The 26,661-nt window shown below is 52.2% G+C and carries 25 protein-coding genes; 16 read left to right on the top strand and 9 right to left on the bottom strand.

The genetic code is table 11. The features are described from left to right. Positions 1 to 5 precede the first annotated feature (5 nt). Positions 6 to 626, top strand: coding sequence for an L-threonylcarbamoyladenylate synthase (locus tag AC6I8N_RS11160; RefSeq protein ID WP_021183086.1), 621 nt, complete (start codon positions 6 to 8; stop codon positions 624 to 626). On the opposite strand, the gene AC6I8N_RS11155 is transcribed toward AC6I8N_RS11160, so the two are convergent. Continuing rightward, positions 627 to 1,283: a serine protease gene (locus AC6I8N_RS11155; RefSeq protein WP_208723516.1), complete on the bottom strand. Its 657-nt coding sequence runs from the start codon at positions 1,281 to 1,283 to the stop codon at positions 627 to 629. It lies immediately after the preceding gene. An 809-nt stretch (positions 1,284 to 2,092) separates the two neighbouring features. Here AC6I8N_RS11155 and rluB point away from each other — a divergent pair. Next, positions 2,093 to 2,965 carry a 23S rRNA pseudouridine(2605) synthase RluB gene (gene rluB, locus AC6I8N_RS11150; RefSeq protein WP_021183089.1) on the top strand — a complete coding sequence of 291 codons (873 nt, stop codon included), beginning with the start codon at positions 2,093 to 2,095 and terminating at the stop codon, positions 2,963 to 2,965. A gap of 32 nt (positions 2,966 to 2,997) precedes the next feature. Here the strand turns inward: rluB and cobO are convergent, their stop codons facing one another. Together cobO and AC6I8N_RS11140 are read right to left on the bottom strand one after the other, a co-directional pair. After that, a complete protein-coding gene (gene cobO, locus AC6I8N_RS11145; protein ID WP_021183090.1) occupies positions 2,998 to 3,588 on the bottom strand; it encodes a cob(I)yrinic acid a,c-diamide adenosyltransferase in 591 nt (196 codons plus the stop codon). Beyond that, positions 3,585 to 4,349 carry a YciK family oxidoreductase gene (locus AC6I8N_RS11140; protein ID WP_021183091.1) on the bottom strand — a complete coding sequence of 255 codons (765 nt, stop codon included), beginning with the start codon at positions 4,347 to 4,349 and terminating at the stop codon, positions 3,585 to 3,587. The genes cobO and AC6I8N_RS11140 overlap by 4 nt, the downstream gene beginning before the upstream one ends. Before the next feature lie 176 nt (positions 4,350 to 4,525). On the opposite strand from AC6I8N_RS11140, the gene sohB reads away from it, so the two are divergent. Further along, positions 4,526 to 5,572: a protease SohB gene (sohB, locus tag AC6I8N_RS11135; protein ID WP_021183092.1), complete on the top strand. Its 1,047-nt coding sequence runs from the start codon at positions 4,526 to 4,528 to the stop codon at positions 5,570 to 5,572. Positions 5,573 to 5,627: 55 nt separating this feature from the next. Here the strand turns inward: sohB and AC6I8N_RS11130 are convergent, their stop codons facing one another. Then, positions 5,628 to 5,876, bottom strand: a complete 249-nt coding sequence (locus AC6I8N_RS11130; RefSeq protein WP_497829063.1) for a DUF2498 family protein — start codon at positions 5,874 to 5,876, stop codon at positions 5,628 to 5,630. 370 nt (positions 5,877 to 6,246) lie between these two features. Between AC6I8N_RS11130 and topA the strand changes: the two genes are divergently transcribed. The 5 genes from topA to acnA all read left to right on the top strand — a co-directional run bounded on the left by topA (position 6,247) and on the right by acnA (position 13,973). Next, positions 6,247 to 8,847: a type I DNA topoisomerase gene (gene topA, locus AC6I8N_RS11125; RefSeq protein WP_497829062.1), complete on the top strand. Its 2,601-nt coding sequence runs from the start codon at positions 6,247 to 6,249 to the stop codon at positions 8,845 to 8,847. A 188-nt stretch (positions 8,848 to 9,035) separates the two neighbouring features. Next, entirely contained in the window at positions 9,036 to 10,010 is a 975-nt protein-coding gene (gene cysB, locus AC6I8N_RS11120; protein WP_021183095.1) for an HTH-type transcriptional regulator CysB, read from the top strand. Positions 10,011 to 10,505: 495 nt separating this feature from the next. Then, positions 10,506 to 10,664 (top strand): YmiA family putative membrane protein, encoded by a 159-nt coding sequence (locus AC6I8N_RS11115; protein ID WP_013509244.1) that lies wholly within the window; start codon positions 10,506 to 10,508, stop codon positions 10,662 to 10,664. A 3-nt stretch (positions 10,665 to 10,667) separates the two neighbouring features. Beyond that, positions 10,668 to 10,847 carry a YciX family protein gene (locus tag AC6I8N_RS11110; protein ID WP_021183096.1) on the top strand — a complete coding sequence of 60 codons (180 nt, stop codon included), beginning with the start codon at positions 10,668 to 10,670 and terminating at the stop codon, positions 10,845 to 10,847. Positions 10,848 to 11,291: 444 nt separating this feature from the next. After that, positions 11,292 to 13,973: an aconitate hydratase AcnA gene (gene acnA, locus AC6I8N_RS11105; RefSeq protein WP_497829061.1), complete on the top strand. Its 2,682-nt coding sequence runs from the start codon at positions 11,292 to 11,294 to the stop codon at positions 13,971 to 13,973. 32 nt (positions 13,974 to 14,005) lie between these two features. On the opposite strand, the gene ribA is transcribed toward acnA, so the two are convergent. Further along, complete coding sequence (gene ribA / locus AC6I8N_RS11100) at positions 14,006 to 14,599, bottom strand: GTP cyclohydrolase II (RefSeq protein WP_021183098.1); 594 nt, start codon at positions 14,597 to 14,599, stop codon at positions 14,006 to 14,008. A 226-nt stretch (positions 14,600 to 14,825) separates the two neighbouring features. Here ribA and pgpB point away from each other — a divergent pair, with 226 nt between their 5' ends. The 5 genes from pgpB to yciH all read left to right on the top strand — a co-directional run bounded on the left by pgpB (position 14,826) and on the right by yciH (position 18,430). Further along, positions 14,826 to 15,590, top strand: coding sequence for a phosphatidylglycerophosphatase B (pgpB, locus tag AC6I8N_RS11095; protein WP_497829060.1), 765 nt, complete (start codon positions 14,826 to 14,828; stop codon positions 15,588 to 15,590). 127 nt (positions 15,591 to 15,717) lie between these two features. After that, on the top strand, positions 15,718 to 16,023 hold the full coding sequence (locus AC6I8N_RS11090; protein WP_208723510.1) for a LapA family protein: 306 nt from the start codon (positions 15,718 to 15,720) through the stop codon (positions 16,021 to 16,023). Between the two features lie 6 nt (positions 16,024 to 16,029). Next, a complete protein-coding gene (gene lapB, locus AC6I8N_RS11085) occupies positions 16,030 to 17,199 on the top strand; it encodes a lipopolysaccharide assembly protein LapB (protein ID WP_021183101.1) in 1,170 nt (389 codons plus the stop codon). Between the two features lie 200 nt (positions 17,200 to 17,399). Next, entirely contained in the window at positions 17,400 to 18,107 is a 708-nt protein-coding gene (pyrF, locus tag AC6I8N_RS11080) for an orotidine-5'-phosphate decarboxylase (protein ID WP_497829059.1), read from the top strand. After that, complete coding sequence (gene yciH, locus AC6I8N_RS11075; RefSeq protein WP_021183103.1) at positions 18,107 to 18,430, top strand: stress response translation initiation inhibitor YciH; 324 nt, start codon at positions 18,107 to 18,109, stop codon at positions 18,428 to 18,430. Before pyrF ends, yciH begins: the two co-directional genes overlap by 1 nt. Before the next feature lie 73 nt (positions 18,431 to 18,503). Here the strand turns inward: yciH and osmB are convergent, their stop codons facing one another. Beyond that, complete coding sequence (osmB, locus tag AC6I8N_RS11070) at positions 18,504 to 18,719, bottom strand: osmotically-inducible lipoprotein OsmB (protein WP_013509236.1); 216 nt, start codon at positions 18,717 to 18,719, stop codon at positions 18,504 to 18,506. Positions 18,720 to 19,068: 349 nt separating this feature from the next. Here osmB and araD point away from each other — a divergent pair, with 349 nt between their 5' ends. The 3 genes from araD to AC6I8N_RS11055 all read left to right on the top strand — a co-directional run bounded on the left by araD (position 19,069) and on the right by AC6I8N_RS11055 (position 22,002). Further along, positions 19,069 to 19,767, top strand: a complete 699-nt coding sequence (gene araD / locus AC6I8N_RS11065) for an L-ribulose-5-phosphate 4-epimerase (RefSeq protein ID WP_208723509.1) — start codon at positions 19,069 to 19,071, stop codon at positions 19,765 to 19,767. Between the two features lie 244 nt (positions 19,768 to 20,011). Beyond that, on the top strand, positions 20,012 to 20,995 hold the full coding sequence (gene kdgT / locus AC6I8N_RS11060; protein ID WP_021183106.1) for a 2-keto-3-deoxygluconate transporter: 984 nt from the start codon (positions 20,012 to 20,014) through the stop codon (positions 20,993 to 20,995). Positions 20,996 to 21,135: 140 nt separating this feature from the next. Beyond that, a complete protein-coding gene (locus AC6I8N_RS11055; protein WP_021183107.1) occupies positions 21,136 to 22,002 on the top strand; it encodes a crotonase/enoyl-CoA hydratase family protein in 867 nt (288 codons plus the stop codon). Between the two features lie 15 nt (positions 22,003 to 22,017). Here the strand turns inward: AC6I8N_RS11055 and pdeR are convergent, their stop codons facing one another. The 3 genes from pdeR to AC6I8N_RS11040 form a co-directional block, all read right to left on the bottom strand. Continuing rightward, complete coding sequence (pdeR, locus tag AC6I8N_RS11050) at positions 22,018 to 24,003, bottom strand: cyclic di-GMP phosphodiesterase (protein ID WP_497829058.1); 1,986 nt, start codon at positions 24,001 to 24,003, stop codon at positions 22,018 to 22,020. 156 nt (positions 24,004 to 24,159) lie between these two features. Further along, the gene (locus tag AC6I8N_RS11045; protein WP_497829057.1) at positions 24,160 to 24,444 is read right to left on the bottom strand and encodes a YbdD/YjiX family protein; all 285 of its coding nucleotides are present in this window, start codon (positions 24,442 to 24,444) and stop codon (positions 24,160 to 24,162) included. After that, on the bottom strand, positions 24,437 to 26,503 hold the full coding sequence (locus tag AC6I8N_RS11040) for a carbon starvation CstA family protein (RefSeq protein WP_497829056.1): 2,067 nt from the start codon (positions 26,501 to 26,503) through the stop codon (positions 24,437 to 24,439). The genes AC6I8N_RS11045 and AC6I8N_RS11040 overlap by 8 nt, the downstream gene beginning before the upstream one ends. Positions 26,504 to 26,661: the final 158 nt, after the last annotated feature.

Raw genomic sequence — 26,661 nt, 5'->3', positions numbered from 1 at the left:
TTTTTATGAGTCAATTGTTCCATATTCATCCCGAAAATCCGCAGCCGCGTCTGGTTAACCAGGCGGTTGACTATCTCAACAAAGGTGGGGTGATTGTCTATCCGACCGATTCCGGTTACGCGCTGGGTTGCCGTCTCGAAGAGAAAAATGCCATGGAGCGTATTTGCCGCATTCGTCAGCTGGATGGGCATCACAACTTTACCCTGATGTGCCGTGATTTATCGGAGCTTTCGACCTATTCACAGGTGGACAACTCGGCGTTTCGCATCATTAAAAACAACACGCCGGGAAGCTACACCTTTATTCTGAAAGCGACCAAAGAGGTGCCGCGTCGCCTGATGAACGACAAACGTAAGACCATTGGTCTGCGTGTGCCGTCGAACCCGGTGGCTCTGGCGCTGCTGGAAGCGCTCAACGAACCGATGATGTCGACCTCGCTGATGCTGCCAGGCAACGATTTCACCGAATCCGATCCGGAAGAGATTCAGCACAGCATCGGCAAGCTGGTGGACCTGATCATTGATGGCGGCACGCTGGGACAGCAGCCGACCACGGTTATCGATCTCACCAGCGATGCTCCGGTAATCGTGCGTGAAGGGGTGGGCGATATTCGCCCGTTCCAGTAATTATGTGTGGTCAGGCGCGCTGTCGGGTGTCTGACCAATATTTCTCTCCAGCCAGCTCCTGAATTCACCGTACGGAATATACAGCGACACATCTTTCAACACCGCCTGACCGCTACGAATATTATCAATCCGGTGGCTATAGCCGACAATAACGCCGGCCATTGTCTGGTCTGCATTATAAACCGCGCCGCCCGACATTCCCTGTACAACACCGGCATTGGTTGCCATTGCGACACAAGGTTTTTTATTCCAGCGATTGTTAATTGCAGTGCGCGCTAAATTAACGCCACTTGATTCCACTGGCATGGCAGAAACAAAACTGTAACCGTACATCTTAATCGGTTCGCCAATGTTGCTTTTGCGGAATTTAACCAGGGTACTGGGATCGTTCTTGTGATAAATAATTGCCACATCACAATACGGATGATAAGCCTTCACACGCTGGACGGCAGTGGTTGCAACGTGCGCAGCGGTCAGGCTGTATTCTGGCGTTAAGGGAATGGTTGTGCCAAGGACACCTAAACCCAGTACAGTCGGGATGCCGGTCACGCTCATATCAACGTGTTGCAGCGCCGCACGGCTGTACTCAGTATGGCCCACGGAACAACCGCTCAGTGCCAGCGCGGCGAGCGCAGGCCAAAGCAGTGACGTTCTCATAATAGTCATCTTTATTCAGGCATGCCGGCAAAATCCCTGGTGAAGATTTTTGGCATGCAAGTTTAATTCGTACCTGAATGAATTAACGCAACAGCTCCCGCGCGCGCCGGTTTATAATATCAATGAAATTTCACAGTGCTCGTTAATGATTTGTTGGTAAATCGATAATAAAAAGTAAGTCTTAATTTTTTTATTTTTACGACGCACTGGATTTCAGGCTCAAATTTTACACAATTTTTAATTCAGAACAATTCAGAAATTTAACCTTTCTCAAATAAATCGGAAAATATAGATATAATCCAATCCACGATATTATTTGGCTGAGGATTTACATTTAATGCGCTTACGAAACTTACTTAACCTTTTTTAGTGGAGTTTTATCCTGTTTTTACCTTAGGGTTTGGTCTTTGAAATGGCATTTTATCATAAGTACAGATAGCTCTGCTGCGATATGAGCCTTGAGTCTGGCTAATGTATCAGTTTGTTTAAGTGAGGTCGGTTTAAGCCAGGGAAGTCTTAAGCTAAAAAGACAAAAATTCAGAGGGTTGAGTCAAAGTCGCTGCGTAGCGCAGAACGTGATTTATTAGTCTGGCGAATGGATGGGATTTTTGACCCCGGGGTGATGGAAATCTGCGCGACCATTGTTATCGGCAGAAAAGTAAAAGGTTTTAACGCTGCTATGCTTAGTGTAAAATCGCGGGCCGCCTGAAGGTCTGGCGGTTAATCCGAATTCCGATATGGGAACTGGTAATCCCTGTATCTGTACCTTCTTACCACGACGCCTGGGAAGGCGACAACGAGGCTGCTCAATGAGCGAGAAATTACAGAAAGTGTTAGCGCGCGCCGGTCATGGCTCGCGCCGTGAAATCGAAACCATGATTTCAGCCGGACGCGTCAGCGTTGACGGCAAACTGGCGACGCTGGGCGATCGCATAGAAAGCGACAAATCCCTGAAAATCCGCATCGATGGGCATCTGGTGTCCATCGCTGAATCCACCACCGAAGTATGCCGGGTGTTAGCCTACTACAAACCTGAAGGCGAACTCTGTACGCGTAACGATCCGGAAGGTCGTCCGACGGTGTTTGATCGTCTGCCGCGCCTGCGCGGTTCCCGCTGGATTGCCGTTGGCCGTCTGGACGTGAACACCTGTGGCCTGCTGCTGTTCACCACCGACGGGGAGCTGGCGAACCGCCTGATGCATCCCAGCCGTGAAGTCGAGCGTGAATATGCCGTGCGCGTGTTCGGTGAAGTGGGCGACGATAAAATTCGTCAACTGAGCAAGGGCGTGCAACTGGAAGACGGCCCTGCTGCGTTCAAAACCCTGCGTTTTGCAGGTGGTGAAGGGATCAACCAGTGGTACAACGTCACGCTGACCGAAGGACGTAACCGTGAAGTTCGTCGTTTATGGGAAGCGGTAGGCGTGCAGGTGAGCCGCCTGATGCGTGTGCGTTATGGTGATATCCAACTGCCGAAGGGGCTTCCGCGCGGTGGCTGGATGGAGCTGGAATTACCGGCGGTCAACTATCTGCGTACCCTGGTGGGGATGCCGGAGGAGACGGTGACCAAAGTTGCGGTTGAGAAAGATCGCCGTCGTACCAAAGCCAACCAGATCCGCCGTGCGGTGAAGCGGCACAGCCAGGTGAGCAACTCACCACGCCGTAGCAGCAAACGCGGCGCCTGAGAATAAAAAGGACGCCAGTGCGGCGTCTTTTTTTACCAGTCAATACCTTGCTGGGCCTGAATCCCGGCATCAAAGGCGTGTTTCACCGGACGCATTTCCGTCACGGTATCCGCCAGCTCGGTTAAGCTGCGATGGCAGCCGCGGCCGGTAATGATCACGCTCTGTCCCGTGGGTCGTTGCTGCAATGCGGCGACCAGTTCATCCAGATCCAGATAATCCATGCTAACCATGTAAGTGATCTCATCCAGAATCACTAAATCCAGTTGCGGATCCGCCAGCATACGTTTTGCATGTTGCCACACCTGCTGGCAAGCGGCGGTATCGGTCGCCCGGTTCTGGGTTTCCCAGGTAAAGCCGGTCGCCATCACCTGGAATTCCACTCCGTGCTGTTCCAGCAGATTACGTTCGCCGTTGGGCCATTCACCTTTAATGAACTGAATCGCAGCAACTTTTTTACCGTGACCACAAGCGCGCAGGGCTGTGCCAAACGCGGCGGTAGTCTTGCCTTTGCCATTGCCGGTAAACACCATCAGAATGCCGCGCACCTCATTCGCCGCTTTGATGCGTGCATCAACCTGTTCTTTCAAACGCTGCTGACGTTGTTGATGTCGTTGTTCACTCATGCGCTGGCCGGTCCGGGTTTGCGTCCTGGCTGAGCATCAAAACTGATGCCAGTCTTGCGGCGGCTGTCATCACCCATTAAATAAAGATACAACGGCATCAAATCCGCCGGGGTTTTCAGCAGGCTGGCATCTTCCTGCGGGAAGGCACTGGCGCGCATTTTGGTGCGGGTGCCGCCGGGATTGATGCAGTTCACCCGTAAATGGCGGTTTTTGTATTCATCTGCCAGCACCTGCATCATCCCCTCGGTGGCGAATTTCGATACCGCATACGCCCCCCAACCGGAGCGACCAACGCGACCGACGCTTGAGGTGGTAAAGATCAGCGATCCGGCATCGGATTTCAGCAGCAATGGCAGCAGGGCCTGAGTGAGGTAGAAGGTAGCATCAAGGTTAATCTGCATCACCTGACGCCAGATATGCGGCTCCAGCTCTGCCAGGGGGACAATCTCACCGAGGATGCCCGCGTTATGTAGCACCCCGTCGAGGCGTGGCACTTGCTGCGCCAGTTGTTGTGCCAGTTGCTGGCAGCTCTCAGGTGTGGCATGGGCAAAATCCAGCAGCAGGGTGGATGCCGGTTTTTTTTGCAACTGATTAATCGCCTGTTCAGTTTGCTGCAAGGTGTGCGGGTTGCGCCCCAGCAGGATCACCTGCGCGCCATAGCGCGCATAGGTTAACGCGGCTTCACGGCCAATGCCGTCTGAAGCGCCGGTTACCAGGATAATACGGTTTTCAAGCAGATCGCTTTTCGGTTGATAATGCACAGCGATGTCCTTTGCACAGGTCAGAAGGTTTTTTGGCTTTATGCCTTAATTTACGGTCTGGCGCAATCGCTCAACCGCGCTTTCTGTGCCGCCCGCGGGCAATTCAGGCGACGAATGCCACTAAAGCGGGTAAACTCGGGCTTTGTTTGTAATTCACTGTTTAATAAGGCGGCAGAATGGATTTACTCTCCAGTTATGGATTATTTCTGGCCAAGGCCGTCACCTTAGTGGTGACGATCGCAGCTATTGTTCTGATTGTGCTCAATGCGGCGATGCGGAAACGTCACAGCGGTGGTCAGCTGCGCTTAACCCATCTGGATGAAGACTACCGCCAGATGAAAGAAGATTTGCAGTTGGCGAAGATGAAACCGCAAGCGCAAAAAGTTTGGTTGAAGCAACATAAAAAAGAAGAGAAACAAAAAGCCAAACTCGCCAAACGACAGGCGAAAACCGGCGTGACGGAGACCGAAAAGCCGACGCTTTACGTGCTGGAATTTAAAGGCAGCATGGACGCCGGAGAAGTCAGTTCGTTGCGTGAAGAGATCTCCGCTGTGCTGGCGGTGGCAACGCCTGGCGATGAGGTGCTGCTGAAGCTGGAAAGCCCGGGCGGTGTGGTGCACGGCTACGGCCTGGCGGCTTCGCAGCTGCAACGTCTGCGCGATGCTGGCCTGACGCTGACGGCAGCGGTAGATAAGGTAGCGGCCAGCGGTGGTTATATGATGGCGTGCGTGGCCGATCGTATCGTTGCCGCGCCATTCTCAATCATCGGCTCCATCGGGGTAGTGGCGCAGATTCCTAATTTTAATCGCCTGCTGAAGCGAAACGATATTGATGTTGAACTGCATACCGCCGGGCAATATAAACGCACCCTGACTTTGTTCGGTGAAAATACCGATGAAGGGCGTGAAAAGTTTCGTGAAGACCTGAATGAAACTCATCTGCTGTTCAAAGATTTTGTTCATCAAATGCGCCCGGGGCTGGATGTGGAAAAAGTCGCCACGGGTGAGCATTGGTACGGGCGCCAGGCGCTGGAACTGGGGCTGGTGGATGAGATTGGCACCAGCGATGCGTTGATTATCAATCAGATGGAACGCTTCACCGTGCTGGGTGTGCATTATGCGCGTAAACGTAAAATGATCGATCGTATGACCCATAGCGCCAGTCTTGCCGCAGAGCGACTGATTCTGAAAATGTGGCAGCGTGGCAACAAGCCGCTCTTGTAAAACTACTCTATCCTGTAGCAGCGCGATTTATCGCGCTGCTACAAATAAGGGCGTTTTACTCCAGGTGATACTGGGGCGAGAAGGTGATAGCCAGGTATTTAAACACGTTAAATACTGCGGTGGTTTTGGCGGTCGGTAACTCGTCGTTATCGAGAAACAACGGGCCGCGAAACACCAGCACATCGCGTTGCTGGATGACATCCGTCGCTTCCATACCGGCAAAATAATCATCGTGTTCTTTGATCAGTTGATTGGCCTTTTCCAGTAACGCCTGGCGCGAAATGGATTCCGTAAATGCTGACATTATTCACTCCTTTTTTGACAGCCTCTTTTCTCCTTCTATATTACTTGCCAGTGAGCATAAGGTGCAAACCCGCTCGGGAGTGTTAAGTTGGCGCAAAATTAACCAGGATGCTAATTAAGTTGCGTAACGGATTTTATCAGGTAGAGTGTGGGCGATTCAGATTTCAGGGAGATCACACTGGGATGTGTGATATTGTCAGATGGAAAACTCGCTCCTAATCATAAAGTTGCATAAGTCGATGCAATCTGACCTGAGATTGTCCCGGTTGCCTTGAAAAGTGAAACAGTGGCAGCAATATTGAACCCATTGGGTTTTAGGGTCTTCAATCCTCTCCCGTTTATCAGGACGTTTCAATTAGGTAAAGGTACATATGGGTAAAGCACTCGTCATCGTTGAGTCCCCGGCAAAGGCCAAAACAATCAATAAATACCTCGGTAATGACTACGTGGTGAAATCCAGCGTCGGTCATATCCGTGATTTGCCGACCAGTGGTTCAACAGCCCGTAAAACTGCCGATGGGGAAAAAGCGAAACCGGCTGGCAAAAAGGTCAAAAAAGACGAAAAAGCTGCGCTGGTCAACCGTATGGGCGTGGATCCCTGGCATGGCTGGCAGGCAGATTATCAAATCTTGCCAGGCAAAGAGAAAGTGGTCTCTGAGCTAAAAAGCCTGGCTGCCGATGCTGACCATATCTATCTCGCAACCGACCTTGACCGCGAAGGGGAAGCCATTGCCTGGCACCTGCGGGAAGTGATCGGTGGTGATGACAAGCGTTTCAGCCGCGTGGTGTTTAACGAAATCACCAAAAATGCGATTCGTCAGGCGTTTGAGAAGCCTGGCGAACTGAATATCGAACGTGTTAATGCCCAACAGGCGCGCCGTTTTATGGACCGCGTGGTGGGTTATATGGTTTCTCCGCTGCTGTGGAAAAAAATCGCCCGAGGCCTCTCTGCCGGACGTGTGCAGTCAGTGGCAGTGCGCCTGGTGGTTGAGCGCGAACGTGAAATCAAAGCCTTCGTTCCGGAAGAATACTGGGAAGTTGATGCTGACCTGGTGACGCCGAAAGGTGATGCACTGGCTATGCAGGTGACTCATCAGGGTGACAAGGCGTTCCGTCCGGTTAACCGCGAGCAAACCTATGCCGCGGTGGCGTTGCTGCAAAAAGCGCGTTACGACGTACTGGACCGTGAAGACAAACCGACCAGCAGCAAACCTTCTGCGCCCTTTATCACTTCCACGTTGCAACAGGCGGCCAGCACGCGTCTCGGCTTCGGGGTGAAGAAAACGATGATGATGGCACAGCGTCTGTATGAAGCGGGCCACATTACTTATATGCGTACTGACTCCACCAACCTGAGTCAGGATGCCATTACTATGGCACGCGGTTATATCGATAAAAACTTCGGTGCCAAATATCTGCCGGATGCGCCAAATACCTACGCCAGCAAAGATAACTCGCAGGAAGCGCACGAAGCGATTCGCCCTTCTGATGTGGCTGTGGCAGCAGACCAACTAAAAGATATGGAAACAGATGCGCAGAAACTGTATCAGCTGATTTGGCGTCAGTTTGTCGCCTGTCAGATGGTACCGGCGCAGTATGATTCCACCACCCTGACCGTTGGCGCAGGTGATTTCAAACTGAAAGCCAAAGGACGCACACTGCGTTTTGACGGCTGGACGCGCGTGATGCCCGCGCTGCGTAAAAATGATGAAGATTTGACGCTGCCACCGGTAAACGTGGGTGATGTGCTGGATCTCAAAGAAGTGCTGCCAAGCCAGCATTTCACCAAACCGCCAGCCCGTTTCAGCGAAGCTTCGCTGGTACGTGAACTGGAAAAACGCGGTATTGGTCGTCCTTCGACCTACGCTTCGATTATCTCGACCATCCAGGATCGTGGTTATGTGCGGGTAGAAAACCGCCGTTTCTATGCCGAGAAGATGGGTGAGATTGTGACCGATCGTCTGGAAGAAAACTTCCGCGAGCTGATGAACTACGATTTCACAGCCCATATGGAAGACAGCCTCGACCAGGTCGCGAATAATCAGGCTGAATGGAAGGGCGTGCTGGATTCGTTCTTTAGCGATTTTAGCCAGCAGCTGGACCAGGCGGAAAAAGAACCGGAAGAGGGCGGCATGCAGCCGAACCAGATGGTGCTGACATCTATCGATTGTCCAACCTGTGGACGTAAGATGGGGATTCGTACTGCCAGCACCGGCGTGTTCCTTGGCTGTTCAGGTTATGCCTTGCCGCCGAAAGAGCGTTGCAAGCAAACCATCAACCTGATCCCGGAAAATGAAGTACTCAACGTGCTGGAAGGTGACGACGCCGAAACCAACGCGTTGCGCGCCCGTCGCCGTTGCCAGAAATGCGGCACCGCGATGGACAGCTATCTGATTGATAATCAGCGCAAGTTGCACGTCTGCGGTAATAACCCGGAATGTGACGGCTACGAGATCGAGCAAGGTGAGTTCCGTATCAAAGGGTACGACGGCCCGATTGTTGAGTGCGAAAAATGTGGCTCGGAAATGCACCTGAAAATGGGGCGTTTTGGTAAGTACATGGCCTGTACCAACGACGAGTGTAAAAATACCCGTAAAATCCTGCGTAATGGTGAAGTGGCACCGCCGAAGGAAGATCCGGTCCCGTTGCCAGAACTGCCTTGTGAGAAGTCAGACGCTTACTTTGTGTTGCGTGACGGTGCTGCTGGCGTGTTCCTCGCAGCCAACACCTTCCCGAAATCACGCGAAACCCGTGCACCGCTGGTGGAAGAGTTGCAGCGTTTCGCCGATCGCCTGCCTGAGAAACTGAAGTACCTGGCGGAAGCGCCGGCAGCCGATCCGGAAGGCAACAAAACCATGGTGCGTTTTAGCCGTAAAACGAAACAGCAGTATGTTGCTTCGGAGAAAGAAGGCAAAGCGACCGGTTGGTCTGCCTTCTATATCGATGGCAGTTGGCAGGAAGCGAAGAAGTAATCCCCCAAGGCCAGCGTCAGCTGGCCTTTTCACCATCCTTATAGCTAATCGTTCTACATTCTTTCTTTAACTGATATAGTGGTTATAGATTTTACGTTTCGCTGACACGCTTTCCCTGAATATCTCGCTCAAGGCGAAAATACGCTCGCCGGGATTGCTCCTCTGTCGCCTACCGGGAAGATATAACTATGAAATTGCAGCAGTTGCGCTACATCGTTGAAGTGGTCAATCACAACCTCAATGTTTCTTCGACGGCAGAAGGCTTATATACGTCGCAGCCGGGCATCAGTAAGCAAGTCAGAATGCTGGAAGATGAGCTGGGGGTGCAGATTTTTGCTCGTAGCGGTAAGCACCTGACGCAGGTGACACCAGCCGGTGAGGAAATCATCCGCATTGCCCGTGAAGTGTTATCAAAAGTGGATGCCATCAAATCGGTGGCGGGTGAGCATACCTGGCCTGATAAAGGCTCTTTATACGTCGCCACTACCCATACCCAGGCTCGTTATGCGCTTCCCGGTGTAATCAAAGGCTTTATTGAACGCTATCCTCGTGTTTCCCTGCATATGCACCAAGGCTCACCGACGCAAATTGCGGAAGCAGTTTCAAAAGGTAACGCTGACTTTGCCATCGCCACCGAAGCGCTGCATCTTTACGATGACCTGATTATGCTGCCTTGCTATCACTGGAATCGTGCGATTGTCGTGACGCCCGACCATCCGCTGGCAGGCAAAGCGCAGGTGACGATTGAGGAACTGGCGGAGTTTCCTTTGGTGACATATACCTTCGGCTTTACCGGGCGTTCTGAACTGGATACGGCGTTTAATCGTGCGGGGCTGACGCCGCGTATTGTGTTTACTGCAACCGATGCTGACGTCATTAAGACCTATGTCCGTCTGGGGCTGGGGGTTGGGGTGATTGCCAGCATGGCGGTAGATCCGGTTTCTGACCCTGATCTGGTACGCATTGAAGCATCAGAGATCTTTACCAATAGCACGACTAAAATTGGCTTCAGACGTAGCACCTTCCTGCGAAGCTATATGTATGATTTTATTCAACGTTTCGCACCGCATTTGACCCGCGATGTGGTGGATACTGCGGTGGCATTGCGCTCCAACGAAGATATCGAAGCGATGTTCCGTGATATCAAGTTACCCTTCAAATAGCCTGTAAACTCACTATGTTAACAGGGTGCCCATTGGGCACCCTTTGTTTTTTTTGCCGTTGCTTAGCGCCATTGGTAGCTCAAAAATTAGATTAATTTTATGTAAATGAAACATCGGTCACATGTTTTTTCATTGTTAGTTGTTAAATGCGAATTAGTACACATTTTTTACTTTACCGCTTTGCGTGATCCCAGGAATATTCCCATACTCCAGTTAAGAGTTGATGGCGAAGGGCTTTTTTGCTGCATCGCTAATTTAAACTTGAATTTAGAATGGATCTAATTTTGATTTAACCCAAATTTACAAAGTTAGTTTTTAATTAATAGTTTGCTTAGTTATTAAATTTATCTCATCATTTTTCGGTGTTTTGATAAATAGCATTAATCGTTGTGCTCAATAAAAATAACTGGATTTTTGGACTTAAGGCGTTTAGGATTCGTCCTAAATCTTAATCGATGTTAACAATCGTTTTATTGAGAGTGATTATCAAAAACTATGGCTACGAGATTAACTGTACAACCGGACTTCCGGGCTAAAAGCACCAAGGTTGAGCGTTCAGGGAACATCCGTCGCAAAGCCTGGTTGACTGTCTTCGCTGCTTCAGCCTTGTTCTGGGTAGTGGTGGCATTAATGATTTGGCGTATGTGGGGTTAAGCCATGTGGGCAAATACACTCAGTCGTAAATCTCCGGTTTCTGCACGTCAGCCCAACACGCCTGCGTGTAAAGCGAAAGACGTTGCCAGCACAGAACAAGATGTAGCGATACCGGCATCCTGGGAACTGAGTGAAAAGCAGCGCGGTTTTATTGAATCATTCATGGATCCGAAGTCCAAATAACGCAGTCTGCGTTCAGTTCTTTATATAGACGAATAGTCCTTCTCTTTACCGGGTTATCCGGTGGGCAATTTGAACGCCCTTCCTATAACACTCAGCATATAAAAAATGGTGTCATCAGCTAAAGCTGAAGACCGTAGCCCTTTTTTACCCGGAATCCGGGAGGGAGTGACTTAATGAACTCAATGAATAGTACAATTACCCTGTCATGATTCAGCGTATATGCCTTTTCATTCGCTGTTTGGGCTGCTGCCGTGTGGACGATGATGTAATTTAATAACTCAAATTATTTCTTTTTTTAAATGCCCTGGCCAATATCCAGGGCATTTTTGTTTTTGGATCAATGTGTCAATTCGTGTTGTTATCAAAACGTTAACGAAAATGTGGTCTATCTTTAAGCTAAACCTTGCGGTTACTGAGGTTAAGAGAAACCCATGAGGAGGAGCTATGTCGTTAACGTTGCGCGAGCAGAGCCGGGAGACGCTCGAAGTTGGTAACCATACTTATCACTACTACAGCCTGCAAAAAGCATCCCATCACCTTGGAACCCTTGAACGCCTGCCTAAATCCATGAAAGTCCTGCTGGAGAATCTGCTGCGCTGGCAGGATGGCGATTCTGTGACGGCGGAAGATATTCAGGCGCTGGCCGCATGGCAAAAAGATGCGCACGCCGACCGTGAAATTGCCTATCGTCCGGCGCGCGTGCTGATGCAGGATTTTACCGGCGTTCCCGCGGTGGTTGACCTGGCGGCAATGCGCGAGGCGGTGAAACGCCTTGGCGGCGATGTCGCCAGAGTAAATCCGCTCTCTCCGGTTGACCTGGTGATTGACCACTCTGTCACCGTTGACCATTTTGGTGACGATGAGGCATTTGAAGAGAACGTGCGGTTGGAGATGGAGCGCAACCATGAACGTTATGTCTTTCTGCGCTGGGGGCAAAAAGCCTTCAATCGTTTTCGCGTGGTGCCGCCAGGCACCGGCATTTGTCACCAGGTAAATCTGGAATATCTCGGCCAGGCGGTCTGGCATGAAAGCCAGGATGGCAACGAGGTGGCGTATCCCGATACCCTGGTGGGCACCGATTCCCACACTACGATGATCAATGCGCTCGGTGTATTGGGGTGGGGGGTTGGCGGTATTGAAGCTGAGGCGGCAATGCTCGGACAGCCGGTATCGATGCTGATTCCAGACGTGGTCGGTTTTAAACTGACCGGCAAACTGCGGCCAGGGATCACGGCGACCGACCTGGTATTGACCGTCACGCAGATGCTGCGTAAGCACGGCGTTGTAGGCAAGTTCGTTGAATTCTATGGCGATGGTCTGGCGGATCTGCCGTTGGCTGATCGTGCAACTATCGCCAATATGTCTCCCGAATATGGTGCCACCTGCGGCTTTTTCCCGATAGATGACATTACTCTTAGCTACATGACGCTGACAGGACGCGACAGCGAGCAGATTAAATTGGTTGAAGCCTATGCCAAAGCACAAGGTATGTGGCGTAATCCAGGTGATGAACCGATCTTCACCAGCACGCTGGCGCTGGATATGAACGAGGTTGAATCCAGCCTCGCCGGTCCGAAGCGTCCACAGGACCGCGTCTCTCTGGCGGATGTCCCTGCGGCCTTCGCGGCGAGTAATGAACTGGAGGTGAACCAGGCACAGAAACCGCATAAAAGTGTCAGCTATCGTGACAGTGAGACGGGGGATAGCCATCAACTGGATGATGGGGCGGTAGTGATCGCGGCGATTACCTCCTGCACCAACACCTCGAATCCCAGTGTGCTGATGGCTGCGGGACTGTTGGCGAAAAAAGCGGTGGAAAAGGGATTGATGCGTAAGCCGTGGGTCAAAGCGTCACTGGCACCCGGCTCTAAAGTGGTGTCCGATTATTTGGCCGTGGCGCAACTTACGCCCTATCTGGATGAGCTGGGTTTTAATCTGGTGGGTTATGGATGCACCACCTGCATTGGTAACTCCGGACCATTACCAGACAGCATTGAGAGCGCCATTAAAGAGGGTGACCTGACCGTCGGCGCGGTGCTCTCGGGTAACCGAAATTTTGAAGGTCGTATCCATCCCCTGGTGAAAACCAACTGGCTGGCGTCGCCACCGCTGGTGGTGGCCTATGCGCTGGCGGGCAATATGAAACTCAATCTGCAAAACGATCCTATCGGTCAGGATCAGCGCGGGAAGGATGTTTATCTGAAAGAAATCTGGCCGTCGCCGGAAGAAATTGCCGAGTATGTGCAAAAAGTAACCAGCGATATGTTCCACAAAGAGTATGCCGAAGTGTTTGATGGCACCCCGGAATGGCAGCAGATTAAAGTCAGTGAAGCGGCCACCTATGACTGGGATGAAGATTCAACCTATATCCGACTTTCTCCGTTCTTTGACGATATGGAAAAAACACCGAAACCGGTGCAGGACATCAAAGGAGCACGCATTCTGGCGATGCTGGGAGACTCCGTCACCACCGACCATATCTCCCCGGCGGGAAGCATCAAGGCAGAAAGCCCGGCAGGGCGTTATCTGCTGGCGCACGGTGTGGAACGTACGGACTTCAACTCATATGGATCAAGACGCGGCAACCATGAGGTGATGATGCGCGGCACCTTTGCCAATATCCGTATTCGCAATGAGATGGTGCCGGGCGTGGAGGGGGGTTACACCAAACATTTCCCCAGTAATGAGCAATTGGCGATCTACGATGCAGCCATGAAGTATCAGTCCGAGGGGGTTCCGCTCGCGGTGATCGCCGGGAAAGAATATGGATCGGGATCCAGTCGTGACTGGGCAGCCAAGGGGCCTCGATTGCAGGGGGTACGTGTGGTGATTGCCGAGTCATTTGAACGTATCCACCGTTCCAATCTGATTGGTATGGGGATTCTGCCGCTGGAGTTCCCACAGGGCGTTACGCGTAAGACGCTCAACTTAACCGGAGAGGAACACATTGATGTGGCGAACCTGAATCAGCTCAAGCCTGGCGGTACAGTTAAGGTGACGCTGACGCGCATGGATGGTGCTACAGAGACGCTGGAGACACGTTGTCGCATTGATACCGGCAATGAACTGACCTATTACCAGAATGACGGCATTCTGCACTACGTGATCCGCAATATGCTGAACTAAGAAAAAAGCCGGGATAATTTCCCGGCTTTGTTTTATTGCTTCGGCAGCAAATGGCCCATTTTTTCGGCTTTAGTATCGAGATAATGCGCGTTCTTCGGGTTACGCCCGACAATCAGCGGGACGCGCTCAACGATGTTGATGCCAGCTTCGCTGAGAATTTCCACTTTACGTGGGTTATTGGTCAGTAAACGCACTTCGTTGACACCCAGCAGTTTGAACATATCTGCACACAGGGTGAAATCACGCTCATCGGCGGCAAAACCTAACTGATGGTTGGCTTCTACCGTATCGTAGCCTTTGTCCTGCAAGGCGTAGGCGCGAATTTTGTTTAACAGGCCGATATTACGACCTTCCTGACGATGATAAAGCAGGATACCGCGTCCTTCTTCAGCGATAGCGGTCAGCGCGGCTTCCAGCTGAAATCCGCAATCGCAACGCAGGCTGAACAGTGCATCACCGGTCAGGCATTCGGAGTGGACGCGTGCCAGTACCGGATTGTGGTCGCTAACATCACCATAGACCAGCGCGACATGGTCGTGACCGGTTGCCAGTTCTTCAAAACCAACCATGAGGAAATCTCCCCAGGGCGTGGGCAGTTTGGCTTCTGCTACCCGTTTAAGCTGCATGTGACTCTCCAGAACCTTCAGAGGATGCGCTATCATCATGATAACGCACGGGCCTGATTGGCCCGAAAACTGACAATATTGTGCCACAACCTGGGTGCAGGCAGTTAATCAGTCAGAGTTATTGTAGTGATAAAGCACAATTATCCAAGCTGCAACGGTTATGTTATTCTTTTTTCAGCTAAAGTTATGCCTGACATAGTGTTTTGCGCGGTTTTAAGGACGATGGATGTTAAAAATTATACAACGCACCACCCTTGGCACGCTTCTGTTGCTGATTATGCCGCTGAGCGTCTGGCTTTCTGGCTGGCAGTGGCAACCAGGAGAAAATGGTGCGCTGTTAAAGCTATTATTCTGGATGACTGAAACGGTCACCAGCCCGTGGGGAATCCTCACCAGCTTTATCCTCAGTGCCTGGGTACTCTGGTGCCTGCGTTTTCGGCTCAAGCCTGCCATCCTGCTGCTTGTCATCATGAATGGTGCGATTCTGGTCGGTCAGTACACCAAATCTTTCATCAAAGATCAGGTCCAGGAACCTCGACCTTATGTGGTGTGGCTGGAAAAAAGTCATGGCGTCAATGAAAGCGCATTCTATGAATTGAAGCGTAAACAGCGCGGCAAGTTGGTAGAGCAACTGGTGGCGGATGATACGCAACTACCAGGATGGTTAAAAAAGCATTGGGCTTTTGAAACCGGCTTCGCTTTTCCTTCCGGCCATACGATGTTTGCAGCCAGTTGGGCGTTGCTGGTTATAGGTCTGCTCTGGCCCCGTCGGCATACCCTGACAATTGTGGTGTTATTTGTCTGGGCCACATTGGTGATGGGAAGCCGCCTGATGTTAGGGATGCATTGGCCACGCGATTTGGTGATGGCGACACTGATCTCCTGGTTGCTGGTCACGGTGGCGACCTGGTTAGCTCAACGATTTTGCGGGCCGTTGACGGTGCCGCCAGCAGAGGCAAAAGAGATTGCACAGCGTGAAGACGGATTGTAATTTTTGCATCCGGCCCCATATTATTGATTGCACTTGCCTAAATCAGGCGGTTTGATGCGCTGATAAGCAGCATCGGCGCGGCTTTTTTGGCATACTCCTACTGGATAACCTCACGACAGGATGCATTGTGAAATATTTGCTGATTTTTCTCGTGGTATTGGTCATTTTCATCATCTCCGTGACGCTCGGGGCACATAACGACCAAATCATCACTTTTAACTATCTGCTGGCGCAGGGCGAATTTCGTATTTCCACATTGTTGGCTGTTCTGTTTGGTGCGGGATTCTTGCTGGGATGGGCGATTTGCGGCCTGTTCTGGTTGCGTTTACGGGTATCGCTGGCACACGCACAGCGTAAACTGAAACGTATGCAGGCGCAGAATGAACAATCGACGGCGGTGACAACGTCGCCTTCTGCCGGTCGTCGGGATTAAGCTTAGATGCTTGAATTGCTGTTTCTGCTTCTTCCTGTGGCTGCGGCGTATGGTTGGTATATGGGCCGACGCAGTGCGCAACAGGATAAGCAACAGGAAGCCAATCGCCTGTCGCGTGAATACGTTGCGGGGGTTAACTTCCTGCTGTCCAATCAACAGGACAAAGCCGTTGATCTCTTCCTCGACATGTTGAAAGAAGACAGCGGCACGGTCGAAGCCCATCTCACCCTGGGTAACCTGTTCCGTTCACGCGGCGAAGTTGACCGCGCCATCCGCATTCACCAATCCCTGATGGAAAGTGCATCGCTCAGTTATGACCAGCGTCTGCTGGCGGTGCAACAACTTGGCCGCGATTATATGGCGGCTGGTTTGTATGACCGCGCAGAGGATATGTTTAGCCAGCTGGTGGATGAGACGGATTTTCGTATCGGTGCGTTGCAGCAACTGCTGCTGATCCACCAGGCAACCAGTGACTGGCAGCAGGCCATTGAAGTGGCGGAAAAACTGGTCAAACTGGGAAAGGACAAGCAGAAAGGCGAAATTGCCCATTTCTACTGCGAACTCGCTTTGCAGGCACTCAGCAGTGACGATCTTGAACGGGCCATGACGCTGCTGAAAAAAGGCGAGGCGGCGGATCGTCAAAGTGCGCGCGTGTCGATAATGACCGGCCGCATTTTTATGGAGCAGGGCGAATACGCAAAAGCGGTCGAACGTTTACAACGGGTGCTGGAACAGGATAAAGAGTTGGTCAGTGAAGCCTTGCCAATGCTCGAAACGTGTTATCAGCGCCTGGATCAGCCCGAACAATGGGCGCAATTCCTGCAACGTTGCGTGGATGAGAATACCGGAGCGGTCGCTGAACTCTATCTCGCCGATATCCTTGAACAACAACAAGGCCCGGAAGCGGCGCAACTCTATATTAATCGCCAGTTGCAACGTCATCCGACGATGCGGGTTTTCCATCGTTTAATGGATTTTCACCTGCATGAAGCTGAAGATGGTCGGGCAAAAGAGAGTCTGATGGTGTTACGCGATATGGTGGGGGAGCAAATCCGCACCAAGCCGCGCTATCGCTGCCAGAAATGTGGTTTCACTGCGCATGCGTTGTACTGGCATTGTCCTTCCTGCCGTACCTGGTCTTCGGTGAAACCGATTCGTGGACTTGACGGCCAATAACGGCCGTCTTTTCTAAAAAAAGTCATTTTATAGTTACAACATGCTATAGATCTAAACTATTTATTCAATGCAGCATCGTGCAGGGTTCGGTCAAACAGGTTACAAATCCCGGCACCGTGATTGTCGTCATCAGGTCGCGCAGGTAGAATGCTTGCCGTTTGTCTAACGCGCCTGCGGGTGCCTGTAACTGAGGAAACGTTATGCCTGTTACCACTTCACCTATTCTGGTGGCACTCGACTATCATAATCTCGACAGCGCACTGCAATTTGTCGATCGCATCGACCCGAGCCAATGCCGCCTGAAAGTGGGCAAAGAGATGTTCACGTTGTTTGGGCCAACGCTGGTGAAAACGTTACAGGATCGTGGTTTCGAAATCTTCCTCGATCTGAAATTCCACGATATCCCGAACACCACGGCGCATGCGGTTGCGGCGGCGGCAGACCTTGGCGTATGGATGGTTAACGTTCACGCCAGTGGTGGGGCACGCATGATGAACGCAGCGCGTGAGGCGCTGGTGTCGTACGGTAAAGATGCGCCGTTACTGATTGCGGTCACCGTACTCACCAGCATGGATGAAGAGGATCTGAAAGGGCTTGGTATCACCTTGTCTCCTGCGGCACAGGCCGAACGTCTGGCATGCCTGACGCGTGACTGTGGCCTTGACGGCGTGGTGTGCTCCGCACAGGAAGCGGCACATTTCAAACAGGTGATTGGCAAAGACTTTAAGCTGGTGACACCAGGAATTCGTCCGGCAGGTAGTGACGCGGGTGATCAGCGTCGTATCATGACGCCACAGCAGGCGCAGCAGGCAGGGGTGGATTATATGGTAATTGGGCGTCCGATCACCCAATCTGCCGATCCTGCCACCACCCTGCAACAGATACTGCAAAGTTTACAGGAGGGCTAATGGCTCAGGACAACCCGCTGGTTTACTCCACCGAAACCGGCCGCATTACGCCAACCGAAGAGAAAGCTGTACGCCCGAAAGGCGATGGCATCGTACGTATTCAACGTCAGACCAGTGGTCGTAAAGGTAAAGGTGTTTGCCTGATCACCGGTGTCGATCTCGATGATGACGCGCTGACCAAACTGGCCGCCGAACTGAAGAAAAAATGCGGTTGCGGTGGCGCGGTGAAAGACGGCGTGATTGAGATTCAGGGCGATAAGCGCGACCTGTTGAAATCGCTGCTTGAAGCTAAAGGCATGAAGGTCAAACTGGCTGGCGGTTGAAATGACCAGGCCACTCGGTGAGTGGCCTGTTTATGTAGATGCGCTGCGTAAGCCTTTTGTTATGTAGTCGGAATTAATGAACCTGATGGCCGATAATGCCACCAACAGCAGCACCACCAATGGTGCCCAATGCGCTTCCGTTAGTCAGAATAGAACCGCCAATTGCACCCGCACCCGCACCAATCGCGGTATTGCGGTCACGCTTGGACCAGTTTGAACAACCGCTCAGGGCAATAACCAGGGTGGTAGCCAGCACGGCGGCGGTCAGACGTTTCATTGTTGTTGTCATAAACTTCTCCTTGATTGTACATACAGGGACAACCTTTTAAGTATAGGTGTTGTTTCCTGCAATCATTTCACCCTGTGGTTTCATAACGGTTCTCATCCCTGAGCCTGCAATCCGCAGCCCGCATGCAAAAACAGTGTGATAGCCGCATCACCGGGCAATAAAATCGTCCCGTGGTTGGCTGGAGACAGTCTAATCATTACGGGATTTTTCCGAAGATGGAAAACTCCGAATTCACGCCACATTTTTACGCCCTCAGCCACTTTCCGCAGCTTTTACAGCGATTCCCTCCATAACGCTTTTGCGCCAGGCTTTGCACAATTTCTCCATCACATCTAACGGGAGAAAAAACATGCTGGAAGCGCTGAAACAACAGGTGCTGGAAGCCAATCTGGATCTGCCACGTTATAACCTGGTGACCTTTACCTGGGGCAATGTCAGTGCCCTCGATCGTGAAAGCGGTCTGCTGGTGATCAAACCTTCCGGGGTGAAGTACGTTGATATGAAACGTGACGATATGGTGGTGGTGGAGCTGGAAAGCGGGAAGGTGGTGGAGGGTAAGATGCGCCCCTCATCTGACACTGCCACCCATCGCGCGCTGTACCTCGCCTGGCCAGATATTGGCGGCATAGTCCATACCCATTCACGTCATGCTGCCATCTGGGCGCAGGCAGGGCGGGATATTCTCGCCTGGGGCACCACTCATGCGGATGATTTTTACGGCACCATTCCTTGCACACGGGCTATGCAGCGTGAAGAAATCGAGCAGGAATATGAGTGGAATACCGGACAGGTGATTATCGAAACCTTCGCTAAGCGCGAAATATCGCCCACCGCGATTCCGGCGGTGCTGGTGAATTCGCACGGCCCTTTTGCCTGGGGGAAAGATGCGGATGCGGCAGTGCACAGCGCGGTGGTGCTGGAGGAGGTCGCATATATGGCATTGCATACCGAGCAACTACACCAGGCACTCCCACCGATTTCGCAAACGTTGCTTGATCTGCATTACCTGCGCAAACACGGCAAAAACGCCTGGTATGGGCAGAAGTGATAAACAGGCGCGCTTGATCGCGCAGCTCTTTCAGGCGCCATCTGGCGCCTTTTTTGTTGCCTTCAACCAACTGGTATGGCGACGCTGATCAAAAAATAAAATGATAATCCAATAAAAATAAAACAACGTTTCATAAATATATTTGCGATCACTTTTTTGTCTGTGGTGAGCCGGTATCTTGCCCGTAATGCCTGACGGCAACAAATAACGCACCTCCCTCTGGCTTAGTACAGGTGATACTCAAATGCATATTAAACGTGCAATCGATAAAATTCCTGGCGGCATGATGTTGATCCCGCTGTTTCTCGGCGCGCTTTGCCATACCTTTTCCCCTGGCGCGGGCAAATATTTTGGTTCCTTTACCAATGGATTAATGACCGGCACCGTGCCAATTCTGGCGGTGTGGTTCTTCTGTATGGGGGCCTCGATCAAACTCAGTGCCACCGGTACCGTGCTGCGTAAATCCGGCACCCTGGTATTAACGAAAATCGCCGTTGCCTGGGTGGTTGCTGCGATTGCCTCGCGCGTCATGCCTGAAAATGGCGTTGAAGTGGGCATGTTCGCCGGTCTATCCACCCTGGCGCTGGTGGCGGCGATGGATATGACCAATGGTGGCCTGTACGCGTCAATCATGCAGCAATATGGTTCGAAAGAAGAGGCGGGCGCGTTTGTGCTGATGTCGCTCGAATCAGGACCACTGATGACTATGGTTATTCTTGGCACCGCAGGTATCGCCTCATTTGAACCTCACGTCTTCGTGGGTGCAGTTCTGCCATTCCTGGTTGGCTTCGCCCTGGGCAACCTTGACCCTGAATTACGTGAGTTTTTCGGTAAGGCGGTGCATACCCTGATTCCGTTCTTTGCCTTTGCCCTTGGCAACACCATTGATTTAGCGGTAATTGCCCAAACCGGTTTGCTCGGTATTTTGCTTGGCGTCGCGGTCATCATCATCACCGGCATTCCGTTAATCCTGGCGGATCGCTTGATTGGTGGCGGCGATGGTACGGCGGGTATTGCTGCCTCCAGCACCGCTGGTGCAGCGGTAGCGACACCGGTGTTGATTGCCGAAATGCTGCCGCAGTTTAAACCGGTTGCGCCTGCCGCCACCGCTTTAGTGGCCACATCAGTAATTGTCACTTCAGTATTGGTGCCGATCATTACGGCGCTTTATTCACGCCGCGTTAAGCGTTTTCATGCTGCGGTGGGCCAACGCGCCGCTATTAAGTAAGCCCGCTAATCTTTCCCCGACCCCTGTGTCGGGGAAATCTCTGGAATTTACTTTATAAATCAATCTCTCATTTGGTCTGGCCTCACTCTGGATTACGCTGATATTGCGTTTAACGCATCACATAACTAGAGGATGAGACTATGACAGTGATTAACCAACCGACATGCCGACTGTTCACCGAAGTCGGACAAACCACTCAACTGGCTGCCTATTATGAAGAAGGGCGTCACACCATGTGGATGATGCTGCGGGCGCAACCTCGACCCAGTTTCAACCACGAGTTAATCGAAGAGATCATGAACCTGAGCTACGCGGCGCAGCGTTCCGGTTTACCGATTGATTTCTGGGTGACGGGATCGTTAGTTCCTCAGATGTTTAACGCCGGGGGTGATTTACGCTTCTTTGTTGAATGCATTCGCAACAACCGGCGCGAAGCACTGCGTGCCTACGCCCGTGCCTGCGTGGATTGCATCCATTCAGCCGCCCGAGGCTTTGATACTGGCGCGGTGACGCTGGCAATGATCGAGGGTAGTGCTCTCGGCGGAGGATTTGAAGCCGCCCTGGCGCACCACTTTATTCTGGCGCAAAACAGCGCACGAATGGGGTTCCCGGAAATTGCGTTTAACCTGTTCCCCGGCATGGGCGGATACTCGTTAGTGGCGCGCCGCGCGGGGATGAAGCTGGCTGAAGAGTTAATTTGTGAAGGGGAGTCACACAGCGCGGAGTGGTATGAAACCCGTGGTCTGGTCGATAAAGTGTTCCAGCCTGGTGACAGCTATCGCACTACACGCACCTTCATCGACACTTTACGTCCCAAACTGAATGGCGTACGGGCGATGCTTAAAGCACGTCAGCGCGTGTTGCAACTCTCTAGGGCGGAACTGATGGATATAACGGAAGATTGGGTGGATTATGCCTTCACGCTGGAACCGAAAGACATTGCTTATATGGAACGTCTGGTGCAACTGCAAAACCGTCATAGCGCATCCTTGCGCAAAGCCGGATAATCTCGCAGTTCAGCGTTAAACGCGGGCAGGATGCTTAGCCAGCCAATGCCCGAGCTGCTCTGCGGGCATTGGTTTTGCGTAAAAATAACCCTGACGCCCATCGACGCCGTTAGCCATCACAAATTTTTCTTCGGCTTTGGTTTCAATACCCTCGGCAATCACCTGCAACTCCAGGGCTTTGGCCACAGCCATAATGGCACGCACCAGTGACTGTGCCACCGGTTGCTTATTGATATTACGAATAAAACTCTGGTCCAGCTTGATGGCGTCAATCGGTACTCGCGCCAACTGTGACAGGGAAGAGTAACCGGTCCCGAAATCGTCAAGATGCACCTGTGCCCCCAGCTCCTGAAACTGTTTCATTAGTTTCAGTGCATCGGCTTCGTTCTCGATCAGGCAGCTTTCAGTCAGTTCGATATCAATCGGGCAATCCTTGATGCCACTCTCAATCAGGGCCTGCTTCAGGTCGCTATAAATACTCTGATCAATCAACTGCTTGGCTGAAACATTCACTGCCACCCGCAACCAGATCCCTTCTTTGCGCCACGCAATCACCTGCTGCAACACATTCAGCATCACCCAGCGCCCCAGCGGCACAATCAGACCGGATTCTTCCGCATAAGCAATAAAATCACCTGGTGGCACCAGGCCACGCTCCGGCGAATTCCAGCGTACCAGCGCTTCGGCACTGCGCACCTCGCCATCACGGTCGATTTTCGGTTGGTAATACACCACCAGGTGATCCTGGTCCAGGGCTTTACGCAGATTGGTATCCAGCCACAGATACTCAAACACGCGTTGATTCATTTCGCTGGCAAACACGCAAAACTTACCGCGGCCATTTTCTTTGGCGTGATACATGGCGGTATCGGCATTGCGGATCAGGCTTTCACGGTCTTCGCCATGCAAGGGGGCAAGGGCGATACCGAGCGAGCAGCCGCTGTAAACCTCAATCAGTCCGATGCGAAAAGGCTGACGCAGCCGTTCGAGAATCCGCGAAGCCATCGCTTCCAGCGCCGCCTGGCTGGTATTTTCTGCCAGTACCACAAACTCGTCACCGCCCAGGCGTGCCAGGGTTTGATCTTTGCCGAGGCAGCTAAGGATCGCCAGCGAAACCGCCTGAAGTAACTGGTCACCGAACATGTGCCCGTAGGCGTCATTCACCTTCTTGAAATTGTCTAAGTCGAGATACACCACGCCGGTTTGCGTGCCTTTCGCCGTCTCAAGTGCCAGACTAATTTGCTGATGGATGGCATTGCGATTGGGTAAACCCGTCACCGTATCGGTGTTGGCCAGTACGCGCAGACGCTCCTGGGCCCGGCGCTCCTCGGTAATATCCGTTCCTGAACAGATGAGGAAAATTTCATTTTTTCCGCTGCCGCTGTGAACGAACTTATTACGAAACAGAAACAGTCGCTGACCTTTCTTGGTTTTGATCCAGCGTTCCACTTCGTAAGAGTTGCCGTCGCGAAAAAATCCGGCGATGTTGCGGCGGGAGGCCTGGGCTTCCTGTTTGGTCATGAATAGCTGGAACACATTACGGCCAATCACTTCGTGTTCTTTCAGGCCAGTGTATTCTTCACTTAACCGATTAAAACGTTGAATGTTACCTCGTTGGTCGAGGATAACGATCACCGAGTTGGCCTCGGAAACCACTTGCTCAGCAAACGACAGGCCCAGCGTCAAATCGCGTGCGACAGAAGAGGTGTCTCCCCAGGCTGATGCGGTGCCTGCCCACGTCGCCTGGTTCACTTTACGACCGACAAAATGCATCGGCACCGGTACGCCATGCAGCGACAGCGTCAGGTTGATGCTGGAGGTAATCACGGTCATGGCGCGCAACAAACTCGCCTGTGCCGGGGTTAGCGGAACGGCCAGATTGGTATGGGCATTTTCCTCTTCGGCAAAATGTAAAGCATCGCTGTCCGCAGTCAGACGCCAATGAGGGCTGGTGGTGCCAAACAAGGTGTATAGCAACGTTTGCCCTTGTTCATCGGTCATGGAAACTTCCTCCAGGGAGTTCTCAGCAGGCGGTATCTCATTATTTTAGCAACAGTATTCATCCTCTTGCGTAAGCACAAGATGCAATCCAAATATATTTTTGTTTAGATAAATGAATGGCACGAAAAAGCCCCAAAAATTTGGGGCTAAACAGGATTAACACGGGCACTTACCCAATTTTCCTGGCTGGCTGGGAAAGCGGGCGTCGAGGCAGTAACGATAAAATTCGCGTTCACTCATCGGGGGCTGTTCGGGATGATGCAGACGCATATGCTGTAGATAATTTTGATAATCGTGTACGCCGACCATTAAGCGAAAGCTCTGCTGCAAACCACGCCAGATTTTTTGCCAGCGGTTGCGTGGCGGCTCGCCTAGCGGCAGACACTGATTTATCTGCCAGCGCCCGGCCGGTTTACGCCAGGCTAAAATCGCTTCAGACATTACGCACCTCCTTACGCAGCGACACCGGTGCCTCATGCACGGTCGGCACGTCACTGCGCAGGGCACGGCGAATGACAAAGAACGCCGCGATCAACATGGTGACGGCCACCAGCATGAAGAAACCACAAAGCAGGGCGTTAATCTGGTTGCTGAACACGATGGTTTGCATATCAGCGACGGTTTTCGCGGGTGCGATAATCACGCCCTCATCCAGACCTTTGCGGAACTTATTCGCCTGGGCAAGGAAACCAATCGACGGTTTTTCATGGAAAATCTTTTGCCATCCCGCGGTCATTGAGGTGATAAACAACCAGGCAGTTGGCAGAATCGTCACCCACGCGTAACGCTGTTTCTTCATCTTAAACAGCACCACGGTGCCGAGAATCAGCGCCATCGACGCCAGCATCTGGTTACCAATACCGAACAATGGCCACAAGGTGTTGATGCCGCCCAGGGGATCGACCACGCCCTGATAGACAAAGAAACCCCAACCCGCAACAGCCACGGTGGTTCCCGCCATATTGCCGAGCCATGAACGGTTATTGGCAAGTGAAGGCACCACGGTGCCGACCAAATCCTGCACCATAAAACGGCAGGCACGCGTACCGGCGTCCACGGCGGTAAGGATAAACAAGGCTTCGAACAGAATGGCGAAGTGATACCAGAACGCCATCATGGCGCGGCTGTTGAACACCTCAGTAATGATATGTGCCATTCCTACGGCGAAGGTTGGCGCACCACCCGCACGGGACAGGATGGTCTTCTCACCCACTTCAGAAGCGATGGTGGTCAGCATTTCCGGCGTGACGACAAAACCCCAGCCATTAATCACCTGCGACGCGTTTTCCACGGTGGTGCCAATCAGCGCCGCCGGGGCGTTCATGGCAAAGTAGACGCCCGGATCCAGCACCGACGCGCAAATCAGCGCCATGATGGCGACAAAGGATTCCATCAGCATCGCGCCGTAGCCAATAAAACGAATATGGCTTTCACGCTCCACCAGTTTCGGCGTGGTGCCGCTGGAGACTAACGCATGGAAACCAGAAATCGCGCCACAGGCGATGGTGATAAACAGGAACGGGAACAGCGCCCCGGAAAACACCGGGCCGGTACCATCGATAAACTTAGTCACCGCAGGCATCTTCAGTTCTGGCATGGCAAACAAAATGCCGATCGCCAGACCAATAATCACGCCAATTTTCAGGAAGGTAGAGAGATAGTCACGCGGTGCCAGCAGCAGCCATACCGGCAGCGATGAGGCAACAAAACCATAAATCACCAGCACCCAGGTGAGTTCCGTGCCTTTCAGGGTGAAGAACGGTCCCCAGAAGGGATGTTGTGCGATATCACCGCCAAAAATAATCGCCGCCATCATCAGTACAAAACCAATAATCGACACCTCAGCGATTTTTCCCGGACGCAGAAAGCGCATATACACGCCCATAAACAGCGCAATCGGGATAGTCGCGGCGATGGTGAACAACCCCCAGGGGCTGTTCGCCAGCGCTTTGACCACCACCAACGCCAGGGCCGAAAGAATAATGATCATCACCCCGAGTGCGCCAAGCATGGTGATCACCCCGGCAAAACTGCCGAGTTCCTGGCGCGCCATTTCACCCAGCGAACGCCCATCGCGGCGGGTGGAGATAAACAGCACGAGGAAATCCTGTACTGCGCCAGCCAGCATCACACCGACCAGAATCCAGATGGTGCCTGGCAGGAAACCCATTTGTGCCGCGAGGATCGGGCCGACCAGCGGACCAGCACCGGCAATGGCGGCAAAGTGGTGGCCGAACAGCACCCACTTGTTGGTAGGCACGTAATCCAGACCATCGTTAAAGCGCTCCGCCGGCGTACGGCGGCGATCGTCCAGTTCGAAAATGCGGCGGGCAATAAACAGGCTGTAAAAGCGATAAGCGATGCTGTAGCACGCCACGGCGGCAATCACCAGCCAGACGGCATTGACGTGTTCACCACGGCTTAGCGCCAGCATGGCGAACGACGCCGCACCAATTAACGCCACCGCTAACCAGATCAATCCGGTTTTGACGTTGTTCATGAGTTAACTCCTTGTAGGGACCGGGAAAAATAAACGATCGAATACAACAAGTTAAAAATAATGTAATGGAATGTAAGCGACAGCGAATCGATGAAGAAGTGTGAAGCGAGGAGCAAATTTAACAATTACTTAAAAGCAGGAATCCGTAGCGGCGCGAT

The sequence above is a fragment of the Pantoea sp. X-Soil-TKNS-1279 genome (assembly GCF_059730565.1).
Note: the sequence above shows the minus strand (reverse complement) of the source record. Positions and strands in the feature narration are given on the sequence as shown.